Annotated in this window: 15 protein-coding genes; 7 read left to right on the top strand and 8 right to left on the bottom strand. The window is 52.6% G+C overall.

What is annotated here, in order from left to right; translation table 11 throughout:
- Window position 1: 1 nt before the first annotated feature.
- Together N5J69_RS03185 and N5J69_RS03190 are read right to left on the bottom strand one after the other, a co-directional pair.
- Window positions 2–3,520 (bottom strand): glycosyltransferase, encoded by a 3,519-nt coding sequence (locus tag N5J69_RS03185; RefSeq protein ID WP_279768013.1) that lies wholly within the window; start codon window positions 3,518–3,520, stop codon window positions 2–4.
- A 208-nt stretch (window positions 3,521–3,728) separates the two neighbouring features.
- Window positions 3,729–4,928, bottom strand: a complete 1,200-nt coding sequence (locus N5J69_RS03190; protein ID WP_279768014.1) for a FliC/FljB family flagellin — start codon at window positions 4,926–4,928, stop codon at window positions 3,729–3,731.
- A 337-nt stretch (window positions 4,929–5,265) separates the two neighbouring features.
- Between N5J69_RS03190 and fliD the strand changes: the two genes are divergently transcribed.
- From fliD to amyA, 4 genes are all read left to right on the top strand, one after another.
- Complete coding sequence (gene fliD / locus N5J69_RS03195) at window positions 5,266–6,681, top strand: flagellar filament capping protein FliD (protein WP_279768015.1); 1,416 nt, start codon at window positions 5,266–5,268, stop codon at window positions 6,679–6,681.
- A gap of 8 nt (window positions 6,682–6,689) precedes the next feature.
- Window positions 6,690–7,097 carry a flagellar export chaperone FliS gene (gene fliS, locus N5J69_RS03200; protein WP_279768016.1) on the top strand — a complete coding sequence of 136 codons (408 nt, stop codon included), beginning with the start codon at window positions 6,690–6,692 and terminating at the stop codon, window positions 7,095–7,097.
- On the top strand, window positions 7,097–7,462 hold the full coding sequence (gene fliT / locus N5J69_RS03205) for a flagella biosynthesis regulatory protein FliT (protein ID WP_279768017.1): 366 nt from the start codon (window positions 7,097–7,099) through the stop codon (window positions 7,460–7,462). Before fliS ends, fliT begins: the two co-directional genes overlap by 1 nt.
- Window positions 7,463–7,563: 101 nt before the next feature.
- Window positions 7,564–9,045 carry an alpha-amylase gene (gene amyA, locus N5J69_RS03210; RefSeq protein ID WP_279768019.1) on the top strand — a complete coding sequence of 494 codons (1,482 nt, stop codon included), beginning with the start codon at window positions 7,564–7,566 and terminating at the stop codon, window positions 9,043–9,045.
- 72 nt (window positions 9,046–9,117) lie between these two features.
- Here amyA and yedD read toward each other — a convergent pair whose 3' ends face one another.
- On the bottom strand, window positions 9,118–9,591 hold the full coding sequence (yedD, locus tag N5J69_RS03215) for a lipoprotein YedD (RefSeq protein ID WP_279768020.1): 474 nt from the start codon (window positions 9,589–9,591) through the stop codon (window positions 9,118–9,120).
- 240 nt (window positions 9,592–9,831) lie between these two features.
- On the opposite strand from yedD, the gene N5J69_RS03220 reads away from it, so the two are divergent.
- Entirely contained in the window at window positions 9,832–10,155 is a 324-nt protein-coding gene (locus tag N5J69_RS03220; protein ID WP_279768022.1) for a DUF6388 family protein, read from the top strand.
- Between the two features lie 167 nt (window positions 10,156–10,322).
- Here N5J69_RS03220 and iraP read toward each other — a convergent pair whose 3' ends face one another.
- Window positions 10,323–10,622: an anti-adapter protein IraP gene (iraP, locus tag N5J69_RS03225; protein ID WP_279768023.1), complete on the bottom strand. Its 300-nt coding sequence runs from the start codon at window positions 10,620–10,622 to the stop codon at window positions 10,323–10,325.
- 175 nt (window positions 10,623–10,797) lie between these two features.
- Here iraP and N5J69_RS03230 point away from each other — a divergent pair, with 175 nt between their 5' ends.
- Window positions 10,798–11,037: a DinI-like family protein gene (locus N5J69_RS03230; RefSeq protein ID WP_279768024.1), complete on the top strand. Its 240-nt coding sequence runs from the start codon at window positions 10,798–10,800 to the stop codon at window positions 11,035–11,037.
- Window positions 11,038–11,075: 38 nt separating this feature from the next.
- Here N5J69_RS03230 and N5J69_RS03235 read toward each other — a convergent pair whose 3' ends face one another.
- From N5J69_RS03235 to N5J69_RS03245, 3 genes are all read right to left on the bottom strand, one after another.
- Complete coding sequence (locus N5J69_RS03235; RefSeq protein ID WP_003854505.1) at window positions 11,076–11,342, bottom strand: hypothetical protein; 267 nt, start codon at window positions 11,340–11,342, stop codon at window positions 11,076–11,078.
- A gap of 151 nt (window positions 11,343–11,493) precedes the next feature.
- Window positions 11,494–11,739 carry a hypothetical protein gene (locus N5J69_RS03240; RefSeq protein ID WP_279768025.1) on the bottom strand — a complete coding sequence of 82 codons (246 nt, stop codon included), beginning with the start codon at window positions 11,737–11,739 and terminating at the stop codon, window positions 11,494–11,496.
- Between the two features lie 82 nt (window positions 11,740–11,821).
- Window positions 11,822–12,205 carry a hypothetical protein gene (locus N5J69_RS03245; RefSeq protein WP_279768026.1) on the bottom strand — a complete coding sequence of 128 codons (384 nt, stop codon included), beginning with the start codon at window positions 12,203–12,205 and terminating at the stop codon, window positions 11,822–11,824.
- Window positions 12,206–12,341: 136 nt separating this feature from the next.
- Here N5J69_RS03245 and N5J69_RS03250 point away from each other — a divergent pair, with 136 nt between their 5' ends.
- Window positions 12,342–12,974: a helix-turn-helix domain-containing protein gene (locus tag N5J69_RS03250; RefSeq protein WP_279768027.1), complete on the top strand. Its 633-nt coding sequence runs from the start codon at window positions 12,342–12,344 to the stop codon at window positions 12,972–12,974.
- 66 nt (window positions 12,975–13,040) lie between these two features.
- Here the strand turns inward: N5J69_RS03250 and N5J69_RS03255 are convergent, their stop codons facing one another.
- Window positions 13,041–13,289, bottom strand: a complete 249-nt coding sequence (locus N5J69_RS03255) for a hypothetical protein (protein ID WP_279768028.1) — start codon at window positions 13,287–13,289, stop codon at window positions 13,041–13,043.
- Window positions 13,290–13,306: the final 17 nt, after the last annotated feature.

The following is a 13,306-nucleotide window of genomic DNA, read 5'->3' on the forward strand; positions in this document are numbered from 1 at the left end:
ATCAGGGCTGCCATGCCTTTGCCCACAGGCGCAGGCTCTCGCCTGTCAGCATCCAGTTTTGTCGGATCTCAGCCTGCAGTTCCCGCCCCATTTTTGCACTGGCATCGGGGTCGGCAAGATGCATGCGGATAGCCTCGCGCCAGTCAATAAACCGGTTATTGACCCGGGTAACCGGAAGATTGTCGTCACGATAACAGGCAACGTTACTGCAAATAACCGGCACGCCGCAGGCACCGTATTCCAGTAATCGCAGATTACTTTTGCAGGCGTTGAAGATGTTGTCTTCAACCGGTGCCAGCGCCAGATCGAGATTAAGGGACGCGAGCGCTGCAGGATAAAGCGTGAGATCCACCCCACTGTGAACCTCATGCACATAGGGCCGGAGTTTATCCGGGCACATCCCCATAAAGACCCATTCAACATCAGCCGAAAATTCCCGGACGATATCGAAAATCATTTCAAGATCGCCGCGATGACTGACGCCACCGGCCCAGCCCACTCGGGGTTTCTTGCCCTGCTGACGCAGTGAATGAAGCCTGCCCCAGGCCTCTGAGGGAAGGCGATTTTTCATCACCACAATGTCAGGATGCATATCACGCATCGCGTCGGCCAGTGGCGCGGTCGAGACCACAAAGCGGTCAAAAAAGCTCAGGCTTTTGCGTACTAACTTTGCCGTTTCCTGCTTATAAGCGTGACGGCCATGATGCTTCATGGGCAGATTAATAATGTAATCATCCAGCTCAAACACTTTGAAGACGTTGTGGAGTTTGCTGACCCGCTCCATCCAGTTATGGAATGCAGGTGCATACCGGCGCTGGATAATCAGGCTGTCGGGTCTGAACTGCCCCATTTCACTCAGTGTCAGAAGCGTCATGCCGCTTTTTCCCTGAGCAACGCCTTCCGCTATCATCGCCTCAAGCGGTTGCGTAATACGATAATGTCCGCAACCGTACACATCGGCATTATGCGCCAGGAATGTGGGCAGATTTTCTGCTCTGACCGTCAGCCCGTTCACATCATCGTTTCTTAATTCGAAGTGACGGCTTCTCAGTGACAGATTGGGGTTATAGGCAGGATCACTGGCGACGACCGGCATCCATTCAGCATAAATTTTATCTTCTTCCAGCTGCTTTAATTTGCTGGATGTCTGCACCGTTTCATCCGGGAACGGGCTGGTGCGGGCTGCGGGGCGGTGTAAACGGGCATACGGCGTCCAGACCGTCAGATACCCCAGCTCTCGCGCTTTCAGACAGAGATCAACATCCGCATACAGGCGCTTGTCCTGATCAAATCCCCCCAGCTCATCGAAGACCGATTTACGCATCAGCACCAGATCACCCGAAACGGCACTGTAGTTCTGATCGACGTTCATGCGCCCCAGATAGTTGGCATCTTTGTCGTCATTGCCCCTGAAGACTTCACCCACCGCACCGTTTACACCGAGGACGTAGCCTGCATGCCTGATCTTGTTGTCAGACGAGAGATGCTTGCCACCAACCGCAAACACTTCCGGTCGCAGTCCATGATTCAGGAGATTGTCGAGCCATTCACCGTCTGTGACCGCCATTTCACAATGCATAAAAAGCAGATAGTCGCCGGTGGCCTGTTCCGCGGCCAGATTAGCCATGGCGCTGTGACGGAAAGCGCCGTTAAAGCGGGCCGTTTTTATGCGGGCAGGATCAACGCCTGCAATGTCTGACACCCATTTGTCCCGCTCAGGCGTTCCCTGGTTATCGCAGATGATGATCATCTCATAACGGTGATAAGTCGTTTTTTCCAGCACGGTCGTGACGCAACTAATCAGCGAGGCGAGATGCCAGTTAGCCAGAATGATGATGGAGACAACCGGCTTATCGGGATGGTTGTAACGTAAACGGTAATTGAAAAAGTTATCTAATGCCGCCCGTCCATCGGGATAGCCACGGTTTTGCAAATGCCGCTCAATGATGGCCACATCTTCAAGGATGTCCCTGCTTTTCAGCTGCCCTGTTAACAGCGGCTCCGCACTATGACCAATACTGTCAAATCCCTGAGATTCAATCAGCTTAACAATGAGATCAAATTCAGCCGACGCGGGATAATCAGCATCCAGTCCTTCGGCAGCTAACAGTAGTTCCCGGCGGAATAGCCAGTGTTGCGCCATCGTTTTGGGGGAACTGAGCAACAAATCAAGATTAAAATCGGGCCTGAACGCGGCACCCATTGGCGCATTATCAATGTAGAAAAATTCATCAGCATAGAGCGCTAAACAGGTGTTTTCAGCGAGAAGCATTTTGCTTAATGCGATCACACCAGAGGCGTGCAGAACAGTGGTTGCCTCCAGAAACATCACCCACTGGTCTTCACGTTCATGGATGAGTTGATTGATAACAGGGATGCGGCTCTGCTCTGTGGCGGCATAGCATTCAGCATCCGTGTCGGGAATAACGTCGATGGCAATGATGACCGGTTCAAACCGGATGCCCACTGTTGCTGTCTGGCTGATTGAGCGTAAAAGCGCATCCAGACCGGCGGCGGTGTCGTGCGTAACGGTAATGACTGCCAGCACGCTGATGGGATGCGCGTGCGTCGCGGCCAGATCCACTAACATCTTGTGCTGCAGAGGATTCAGGGTGCGTGAACCTCGCCACGTCGCGAGCGTGCCTAAGGTAAAGTTCTTCTGCTGCTCTTCAGCAAGATTTTTAAGGCTGAACAGATCGGGTTGCGCCAGCGAGGCAACGCGGACCAGTTGTGGGTCATGCCCGACATCAAACCCGCTTTCGTGACGGATTTTTTCATATAACGCTTCACGCCCGTTCCTGAAAATATCGTCACTTTCACGCTGATGAGGCTGAAACTCCACGTCTGAAGCACGCACACTGCACAGCGGCGCGGCAAACCAGAGAAGGTGGCTGTGGCTCAGATGATGGTGGTAAATGACCAGCGCCGGAACCGCCTGCAATGCCGGTTCTCCGGTGGTGAGCAGTGACTGATCGATCAGGCTGCTGGTGAGATCGTCGCGATAAAACAGCGCTGCGGTCAGTTCGCCCGGCAGGCTGTACGCTTTCAGTGTCTGATTACGCAGCAAATCCTGGCCGTTGATAATACAATTTTCGCTGTTCAGCGCTGATGTGGAGATAAGCTCGGGCAGGACTTCATCCTGTGGACCTATCCGCTCCCGACGGGAGATCGCTACCCGACACGCAGGGTGTGCCATCAGTCCGGCCACTAACGTGGAGACGCAGACCGGTTTCAGAAGATCGGCATCGGACAGGAACTTGATATATTTTCCGCGCGCCGCGCTAACGGCAGCCTGATAAACCGGTCCGGTTTCGTCGTCGATTTTGACATAGCGGAGAAGGTGGCCGTGTTGATCAAGATAACTTTCGAGCTTCTTGTGAATAAAAGGGGCATCACTGTAATCAGCCACAATGATTTCGATATGCGGGTAATCCTGGCTGAGTGCGCTGTCGAGCGCGCGCGTAAACCAGGCTGAAGCCCCTGCGGTAATAATAATGCTGACCAGATCGTGTTGATGCATTTTACTCTCTCTCACTGACTCCTCTTAGTCATGATCGACTGAGAGCAGCGCACATTTTGCTTTAGCATAATCTTTGTGCCTGGGTTCAATCGGAGAAGTAAAACAGCAAACAGGGGCTAATCTGCCAGAACGGCAACGCAGTCCTCGTTTTCAGCCAAAAAAAACCCCGCCGAAGCGAGGTTTTTTACGTTGATTCAGTAAGAATCGATTAGCCCTGCAGCAGAGACAGAACCTGCTGTGGAACCTGGTTAGCTTTTGCCAACACTGAGTTACCAGCCTGCTGTACGATCTGCGCTTTAGACATGTTTGAAACTTCAGTTGCGTAGTCAGCATCCTGGATACGAGACTGTGCAGCTGACAGGTTAGTGGTGGTGTTGCTCAGGTTAGTCACGGCTGAGTTCAGACGGTTCTGAATCGCACCCAGTGAAGAACGGAACTTGTCCACGCTTGCAATCGCTTCGTCCAGTTTAGCCAGTGGGCTTGATGATGCGCCAGTGGTCAGGCTAGACAGGCTCATGTTAGAGGTGTCCAGTTTGAACGCTGCTTTGCCTGCAGTCGTTGCAGTATCCGCTGACTGTGGGTCAACTGCGACGAAGAAGGACTGAGACGCGCCGCTGGCGATATCAAAGCCATTTGCTTTCAGGTTGTTGGTTTCAGCAGCGCTTGCTGAAGCAACGGTGACTTTAGCAAACATTTTGCCGTTGTCATCTTTGTACACAGTACCAGAATCAACAGTCACACCTGACGCTGCAACACCCAGACGGGTAGACAGGGCATTAGCACTTGATTCAGCAACAGTTGCGCCAGTTACGTTGGTGGTTGAACCGTAAGCTGCTTTGAACTCTGTTGCGCCAGCTGCAGTTGGGGTGCCTGCCGGGCCGTTGACGTTGAAGCTATCCAGACCCAGGGTCTTGGAGTCGATTTTTTTCAGGTCGATAGTGATGGTTTCGCCATCATTTGCACCAACCTGGATGTTCATTTTGCCGTCTTTAGCCAGCACGTTCACGCCGTTGAACTGGGTCTGACCAGATACGCGGTCAATCTCGTCCAGACGTGATTTGATTTCGTCCTGGATTGAAGATTTGTCAGAATCTGAGTTAGTACCGCTTGAAGCCTGTACAGTCAGCTCACGGATACGCTGTAAGTTGTTGTTGATTTCTGACAGCGCGCCTTCAGTAGTCTGCGCAGCAGAGATACCGTCGTTGGCGTTACGAGCAGCCTGAGTCAGGCCTTTGATGTTAGAGGTGAAACGGTTGGCAATTGCCTGACCAGCAGCGTCATCTTTCGCGCTGTTGATACGTAAACCAGAAGACAGACGCTCCATTGAAGTAGACAGAGCTGACTGGTTCTTGTTGATGTTGTTCTGAGTGATCAGCGAGAGGCTGTTGGTATTAATGACTTGGGCCATGATAAATTTTCCTGTTAATCAAGTCTTTCGGTTAAGGTGTGGGCTTCAACCCGCCGGCTTCAGCGCCGTCAAAGTTGTTATCGTCTGCCGTTTAACAACCTTTAGAATTTTTTTAGTACCAGGCGAATTTTTCTGCTTCAGCCTGTCACGTTTTAAGTTATCGCCACCCTGCCGAACTTCTTTAGACCTGATTCATTAATTTTCTAGCGGCTGAATTACCCTTCTCTATAGTGCTTATTTACGTCATTACACTAAGGCAAATAACGTTAAACTTTCCTTATTCAAGGCCGATAACCCAGGTATTCAATTTCCCTGTCGACCTTATAAAGGAATTAACATGGCCAGTATTAGCAATCTCGGTGTGGGCTCCGGCCTGCCGCTCAGTACCATGCTTGACAGTTTGCAGACCGCTGAGAAAGCCGCACTCAAACCCATCTCAACGCAGCAGTCGGCTTATACCGCCAAGCTCAGTGCCTATTCAACGCTGAAAAGCGCTCTGACGACGTTCCAGACCGCCAACACCAAGCTGAACAGTGCCGACCTCTTTACTGCCACCACCGCGACCAGCAGCTCTTCGGCCATCAGCGCCACCACCTCTGGCAGCACCGTGGCCGGTAAATATGCCATTAACGTTACACAGCTGGCGCAGGCGCAGGTGCTGACCTCTGCGGTGCAGAGCAGCAACACCGCTGCCCTCGGCGACAGTTCTGTGGCCAGCCGCAGCATCGCAATTACCTTAAAAGATGGCACCAGCAAAAGCATCACGCTGTCCACCGAACAGACCTCGCTGACCGGTATGCGTGACGCGATCAATGGCGCAAATGCTGGCATCACCGCCAGTATTATCAAGGTGTCAGACGGCAGCTTCCGCCTGTCATTAAGCGCCAATAAAACCGGCAGCGATAATGCGGTAGCAACCGTTGCCGTTACCGGTGACAGCACGCTGCAGGGCATTGTGGGCTTTGACGCCAGCGCCAGCAGCAATGTGATGACCGAAAGCGTTAAAGCGCAGAATGCCCAGCTCACGGTTAACAACGTTGCGATTGAAAACAGCAGCAATCAGATTAGCGATGCGCTGGAAGGCATTACCTTAAATCTGACCGCACAGACCGTGGGCAGTCAGACGCTGACGATCACCAAAGACACCTCAAAAGCCTCCAGCGCCGTCAGCGCTTGGGTAGATGCCTACAATACGTTGCTGGATCAGTTCAATACCCTGACCAAATACACCAAGGTTGATACCAATACGGATGCCCAGGACTCCACCAATGGTGCCCTGCTCGGCGACAGCACGTTACGGACTATCGAAACGCAGCTGAAAACGATGCTGACCAACGCCCAAAGCACATCGTCCTACAAATCACTGGGACAGATTGGGGTAACAACGGATCCCACTACCGGTTCCTTAAAACTGGATTCGACCAAGCTGAGCGCGGCACTGGATAAAGATGCTGCGGGTGTGAAAGAGATGATCGTGGGTGACGGTAAAACCGGTATCACCGCCAAAATAGACAGCAAACTGACTGACTGGCTGGCATCCAAAGGAATTGTTCAGGCGGCAACGGATGGCGTCAGTAAGACACTGAATACCTTAACGGCCCTCTATAACACCACCAGCGACCGCATTGATGCGGATATCGCACGTTATAAGACGCAGTTTACCCAGCTGGATCTGGCCATCAGTAAACTTAACTCAACCAGTACCTATCTGACGCAGCAGTTCGATACGTCAAGTTCTTCTGAAAAATCATAGGAGTGACCATGTACACCGCTACAGGCACCAAAGCCTATGCAAAAATTGGCGTAGAAAGCGCCGTGATGAGCGCCAGCCAGCAGCAGCTGGTCGTGATGCTGTTCGACGGCGCACTGAGCGCATTAATCCGCGCCCGCCTGTTTATGCAGGATGGCAATATTGAAGGCAAAGGCAGCTCTATTTCTAAAGCCATCAATATTATCGAAGCAGGGCTGAAAGAGGGCCTTGCTGAAAACCGGGGTGATGAGCTGGCAGACAACCTGCTGGATCTTTACAACTACATGACGCGTCGCCTGCTGCAGGCCAACCTGCACAACGATGTTGCCGCGATTGAGGAGGTCGAAGGCCTGCTGCGCAACATCGCAGACGCGTGGAAAGAAGTGGTTCAACCTAACCTGATTCAGGACGCCGTTTAATGACGACTTCACCGCATTTGATTGCCGTTTACCAACAGTTACTCGATCTCAGCCAGGGAATGCTGCGTCATGCAGCACAGGGCGAATGGGATGAATTGATCAGCAGGGAGATGGAATATGTCAATGCGGTGCAGAACTTAGCCCAATCGACAGAGGCGGTGTCGCCGTCATCCCAGATGCAGGAACAGCTACGCCCGGTCCTGCGCCACATTCTGGATAACGAAAGCGAAGTGAAACGCCTGCTGCAGGCGCGGATGGATGAGCTGGCCTCACTGGTCGGTCAGAACAGCCGCCAGAAATCGGTCATGTCCGCCTATGGCAACCAGGGCGGCGTTGTTATGGTCCCCCGCGAAACCCTCTCCTGATCCCCTGCCCGGTGACGCCGCCAGATTTATTTTTCTGCGCGGCGTCTCTTTTCTGCCGCTTACTCCATACTTGATTTTCATCATCCCCTGGAGTGCGGTACATGCAAAACCCAACGTTATTACAGTTTTTCCATTGGTATTACCCGGATGGCAGCAAACTGTGGCCTGAAGTCGCCGATCGGGCGGCCTGGCTCAGCGAAATTGGTATCAGTATGGTGTGGTTACCACCGTGCTACAAAGGGGATTCGGGTGGCTATTCTGTCGGTTACGACAGCTACGATCTCTTTGACCTCGGTGAATTTGATCAGAAAGGCGCTGTTGCCACCAAATATGGTGATAAACAGCAGTTACTGGCGGCGACCGAAGCCCTGCGCAGCCACAACGTTGGGGTGCTGCTGGATGTGGTGCTGAACCATAAAATGGGCGCTGACGAGAAAGAAGCGATCAGCGTTAACCGCGTCAATCCGGACAACCGTGATGAAATCGACGACGAGGTTGTTGAATGTGAAGCCTGGACGAAATTCACCTTTCCGGCCCGTGCCGGTGAGTATTCGAAATTTGTCTGGGATCACAAATGCTTTAGCGGCGTAGACCACATCGAAAATCCGGACGAAAACGGCGTATTCAAAATCATCAATGATTACACCGCCGAAGGCTGGAACGATCAGGTGGATAACGAGCTGGGTAACTTCGACTATCTGATGGGTGCCAACATCGATTTCCGCAACAATGCGGTCAGGGAAGAGCTGAAATACTGGGCGCGCTGGGTGATGGAACAGGTGCCCTGCACCGGCTTCCGTCTGGATGCGGTAAAACATATTCCGGCCTGGTTCTATAAAGAGTGGATCGACCATATTCAGGAAGCCGCTAAAGAACCGATGTTTATCGTCGCGGAATACTGGTCGTTTGAAACCGGGAAGCTGCAGGAGTATGTGCATCAGGTTGAAGGCAAAACGATGCTGTTTGATGCGCCACTGCACATGAACTTCCATCAGGCTTCAACCGCAGGCAGCGCCTATGACATGAGCCAGATTTTTGCGAACTCGCTGGTGGTGGCGGACCCGTGGCATGCCGTGACAATCGTGGCCAACCATGATACTCAGCCGCTGCAGTCGCTGGAAGCACCGGTGGAGGCCTGGTTCAAACCGCTGGCCTATGCGCTTATCCTGCTGCGCGAGCAGGGCGTGCCCACCATTTTCTATCCTGATCTGTTCGGGGCGACCTATGAAGATGAGGGCGGTGATGGCGAGAAACACAAAATTGAGATGCCGGTCATTCCTGAACTGGAAGGATTAATCCGGGCGCGTCAGCAATATGGCTGGGGCGTGCAGACCGACTATTTTGACCATCCCAATTGCGTGGCGTTCAGCCGTAGCGGCACCGAAACACAGCCGGGCTGTGTGGTGATCATGTCGAACGGTGATGCAGGCGAGAAAAGTGTGCCGATGGGAGAAGGCTTTGCCGGTAAGGTCTGGCGCGATCATCTGGGTAATCGTGAAGAGACCATTACCGCCGATGAACACGGCACCGCCCTGTTTGCCTGTAACGGTGGCAGCGTCAGCGTCTGGGTAATAGCAGAATAAGAGACGGAGTAAATGTTAACCGTCCCGGCAGACACGTGCATGCTCTGCCGGGACGTTTTTGATGGGCTGCGGTTACGACTGCGCGTTATGCTCAGTGATCGGCGTGCGCAGCAGCTGCGGTTCGATATTCTGAATCACGGCGGCTTTCGGCTGCTTTGCCACTTCTTCCAGTGCCTGCTGACACTCCACGGTCGGACGCGCCACTTTACGCAGGGTCAGCCCGTCATACCTGAGCTCGCTATTATCCACGACCAGCGGCATAACCCGAATCTTACGCGTGACGTTGACATAATCACCGTTCAGCCGGGTCAGTTTGCCTGGCTTGGCAATCACGCGCTGCCACTGACGGCAATCCAGCGTGCTGCCATCTGCCGTGATAATCAGACTGGCCATTGCCTGATCGCTGATCAGAGCGCTTTGCGGGCCGACGGTTTGCCAGTTACCCTGCAAATCAGCCGGTGCCGGCGTTTGCACCGCATTTTCATAATCGTTGATTTGCGCACAACCACTCAGTGCCAGCGCGGCAATCAGCATCCACTTTTTCATGTTTAATCCCTAAGATCACATCAATGGCGGCTACGTTATAATTTTTCCACCGAGTTGCGCAAGGCATCTGGCTGTTAAACCCCCGCGATACGCTGAATGCAGCCGCATTTATCCGTCAGGGAAGAGATCGGTCAGCGTTTTGATCGGCAAATTGCTGGCTGACCGGACTCTGTCACGCCTGACAAGCAGAAGGCAACCCGTTACACTGACGCGCTGCAACAGACTTTCAGGAATATGAATATGAAAACGCCAGAAGCTTACTACGCCCAGGCTCGTGAGATGTTTTTCACCGCGCATCCCGACTTTCAGTCCGCACTTGATGAATTAACCGAGAGCGATGCCCGTGCCGCTAACCTGTCGCTGCGACAGCTGCGCGAGTGGCATGCCGAACGTATCTACGCGGCCTTTTTACGGCAGAAAAATCTGGATGGAATGATTTTCTCTATTCAGCTCGCTGAGCCGGATAAAGCGGTCGCGGCTGAGGCCATCGAGATCTATCTCAAATCGCATGCTGAGTCGCTGGGGATGAGCTGGGAAGCGTTCTGCATCAAAAACGAGCTGTAATTCCCGCTGCACATCACGGAGATAAGCCGCCCGTCCAACTGCGCCGGAAAAGCGTGCAGCAAAAAGCGACGTCATAACGCAGGGCGTATATGCCCCTGCGGATGTGTATTCGGACTGCCTCTGGAGAGGCTACCCGCCACACGCCAGAGGCGCACTGGTAAACTGCCCTACTCCCGCGCTTCTGTCGCTTTGCCTTTTACTTCAACATAGCTTGCAACCGCCAGCAGACGATTGATGTGTGTCAGCAGCAGATCAACATCCGACTGCATGAAGTCGGTCGACGATTGCGAAGCGGTAATGATGGCATCCTGCACCGTCTCTGTAATGGTCAGCGAGTTGTCCTGCTTCGCCTGCACCAGCAACGCTGCAACCAGCAGGGACTGCGCTTCAAGCTGCGCGGTCAACTCTTTTGCATCGACGTCCATCTTTGCCAGCTTTAGCAGAATATCAATGACCAGTTGTCGCATCGCGGACCTCCTTAAATGTAAGCCAGCATTATGTCGCGATGCGTGCGCATTTTGCCAGCCGAAGATTGAGGTTTACGCGAGATAAAAATTTACACGAAATCCGGTGCGCCGCCTTGCCACTGTTTTTATTTACAGTATTATAGGTCAGCGATTTTGCCCTGAATGGATTGCCATCATGTTTGTTGAGTTAATTTATGACAAGCGCAACGTTGCCGGTTTGCCGGGTGCTCGCGAGATGATTCGTGAGGAGCTGGAAAAGCGGGTGCATCGGGTGTTTCCTGACATTGAAGTTAAGGTCAAGCCGATGGAACGTAACGCGATTGATACTGATTTGAGTAAGAACGATAAAGCGACAGTTGCGCGTATTGTTGAAGAGATGTTCGACGAAGCGGATATGTGGCTGGTGGCCGACTAGTCCCTTAACGGCCACCCAATCAGTTAGCGGGAGATGAATCAGCTCTCCTGCTCACTGTGATTGATTTCAATCTCGATGTCCTGGATAGCGGCATCCAGATCTTCCAGCAGTTTCCCCTGCTTATTTAGCAACGCATCGATACGATCGGCGTTTGTCTTATCTTTATACTCACCGGCATCAAACGCTAACCAATGGCTGGAAAGGGTTTCGGTGTTCGTCTGCGCATAGTGGCGCATCTCTTTCAGCTGAGAAGTCACATCGCGCAGATAGTCAGTTTTGGTCTTGGTTTCTGTTGAATCGCTCATGCTAAATTTCCTTCTGGTCAGTTATCAAAAGTGATTAGGCTTAGCGGTTCACCAACCGGCCAATCAACGGGCGTCAGTTCAGATACAAAATGTCGCCCGGAGATTTAAAAGTAGCTGATAATAGCGAAGCCGCACTAAGAATAATCGGAAGTTACGGTTTCTGAGCGGGTTTCACGGGAGGCACCTCACTCTCAATCACCACCTCTTTTACTTTCGTGACCGTTTTGTCGGCGACGCGTTCCGGGATGACATCGAGCTTGTGCTGTAACGCTGCGACCTGATCGGTCAGCAAATCCACTCTGTCATCACGCCGTGCGGCGATAACCCGGTAGTCTTCCCGTATCTCCTCGACCCGTTTATTCGCGGTGTTGCTGACGTAGAGAAAAATAATCGTCATAAGGATGCAAATCATCGAACAACTCAGCAGAATGCAGCCGAGGATAACTTTGCGCCGGTATGACATAGGTGCTTTATCGCTGTTAATCGTGGCCATCGCTGCGATCCTCCAGAGTTGAGATAAGCCGATCAATCTCATTTCGAAATTTATCGTTCTGACCGGTTTCGGTCATTGCCAGTAAAATGCCAACGGCATTCTTGATTAAGCGCAAATCGGTTTCGAGTGTCGCAATGCGCCGCAAATTTCTGTCATGACGTTCACGTAATTCATCGTTCTCCTCCCGTATCAGCAGGTTGCTCTCTTTCAGCAACACCACCTGCTCTTTGTAGCTGGTAATAATTTCGCCGCCGGCTCGATTACTGGTTACGATTGACGCAATACCCGCCAATAACGGTTTCCAGAACAGTGCTGCAGCCCCCCCACCCAGAACTAACGCACCCATACTGGTAATCAAACTACTTTCCATGCCACACCCCTTTTTCCGGTAAGGTCTCTGGAACACACCGCGTGCAGAACAGACACGTCCTCCGCCCTGAATTTAAGATTGCTTAAATACCAGAGTTAAGTATACTTAAGTCACTCTCAACCAAAAAGTCAAGCTAATGAAAAACGAAACGCTGGGTGACCGCATCCGACTCCGACGCAAATCACTGCAATTAACGCAGAAGCAACTGGCGCAACAGGTAAAAGTCTCCCATGTGGCGATTTCGCAATGGGAAAAAGAAGAGACGCTGCCGCGCGGTGAAAACCTGCTGCGGCTTGCCGAAGCACTGGGCTGCGCACCGGCGTATCTGATAGATGGGGATGGTCCTGTTTTCAGCGAAAATAGCTGGGGTGGCCTGCACCAGATCCCCCTGATTGCGCAGCGCGACGTGGCACAATGGCTAGACGATGCCGGTGCAGTCCGGCATCAGCTGCTGATGCACAACGACATGGCGCTGTCGCAGCAGAGTTTTGCCTTCCGGGTGGAAGAACAGGCTATGTCGCCCGCCATTCTGCGGGAGGATGTGGTGATTATTGATCCCTGTCTGTCACCGCAGCCCGGTGACTGCGTGCTGGCACTGCAGCAGCAAACCGCTCTGCTGCGTACCTGGCGTCAGCGCGGCAGCGAAGAGGGCGTCGCACAGTTTGAGCTGGCACCGGTCAATATCAACTTTCCCGATCTGCACTCCAGCCGTGACGGTCTGAAGCTCATCGGTACGCTGGTGGAGCTGCGCCGCTATCGTCAGCCCTGAAAAAAACCCGCCGGGTGCGGGTTAACTTTTTAGCGTACAGCAACAGCCTGAATGAGGGCCGTGTAACTACAGCGCGTCGGTCAGTTGATCCACCACCACATTACCCTGCAGGTCGGTCTGCATGATGCGATAGTTGACCGGCCATGAGCGGCGTGTACTGAGTTTGTCGAACAGGGTCACACCGCCTTTTTTAACACCCTGACGGTTAACAATGATCCATTCCGTCACCTCTTCCTGACCGCGATTTCTCAGGCTCAGTGTCCGTTGCTCAATTAACTGATCTTCAGCTTCAATCTTCAAATAGTCTCGTAACATAATTCCAATCTCCTGAT

It is taken from the genome of Pantoea sp. GD03673, assembly GCF_029844725.1.
Classification (GTDB): Bacteria; Pseudomonadota; Gammaproteobacteria; order Enterobacterales; family Enterobacteriaceae; genus Pantoea.

Coding starts and splice junctions, on each gene's coding strand:
- yedD (WP_279768020.1), bottom strand. CDS start 9,591: ATGAAAAAGTGGATGCTGATTGCCGCGCTGGCACTGAGTGGTTGTGCG.
- N5J69_RS03230 (WP_279768024.1), top strand. CDS start 10,798: ATGTTTGTTGAGTTAATTTATGACAAGCGCAACGTTGCCGGTTTGCCG.
- N5J69_RS03220 (WP_279768022.1), top strand. CDS start 9,832: ATGAAAACGCCAGAAGCTTACTACGCCCAGGCTCGTGAGATGTTTTTC.
- N5J69_RS03255 (WP_279768028.1), bottom strand. CDS start 13,289: ATGTTACGAGACTATTTGAAGATTGAAGCTGAAGATCAGTTAATTGAG.
- fliD (WP_279768015.1), top strand. CDS start 5,266: ATGGCCAGTATTAGCAATCTCGGTGTGGGCTCCGGCCTGCCGCTCAGT.
- N5J69_RS03185 (WP_279768013.1), bottom strand. CDS start 3,520: ATGCATCAACACGATCTGGTCAGCATTATTATTACCGCAGGGGCTTCA.
- N5J69_RS03250 (WP_279768027.1), top strand. CDS start 12,342: ATGAAAAACGAAACGCTGGGTGACCGCATCCGACTCCGACGCAAATCA.
- N5J69_RS03190 (WP_279768014.1), bottom strand. CDS start 4,928: ATGGCCCAAGTCATTAATACCAACAGCCTCTCGCTGATCACTCAGAAC.
- N5J69_RS03235 (WP_003854505.1), bottom strand. CDS start 11,342: ATGAGCGATTCAACAGAAACCAAGACCAAAACTGACTATCTGCGCGAT.
- fliT (WP_279768017.1), top strand. CDS start 7,097: ATGACGACTTCACCGCATTTGATTGCCGTTTACCAACAGTTACTCGAT.
- fliS (WP_279768016.1), top strand. CDS start 6,690: ATGTACACCGCTACAGGCACCAAAGCCTATGCAAAAATTGGCGTAGAA.
- iraP (WP_279768023.1), bottom strand. CDS start 10,622: ATGCGACAACTGGTCATTGATATTCTGCTAAAGCTGGCAAAGATGGAC.
- N5J69_RS03245 (WP_279768026.1), bottom strand. CDS start 12,205: ATGGAAAGTAGTTTGATTACCAGTATGGGTGCGTTAGTTCTGGGTGGG.
- amyA (WP_279768019.1), top strand. CDS start 7,564: ATGCAAAACCCAACGTTATTACAGTTTTTCCATTGGTATTACCCGGAT.
- N5J69_RS03240 (WP_279768025.1), bottom strand. CDS start 11,739: ATGACGATTATTTTTCTCTACGTCAGCAACACCGCGAATAAACGGGTC.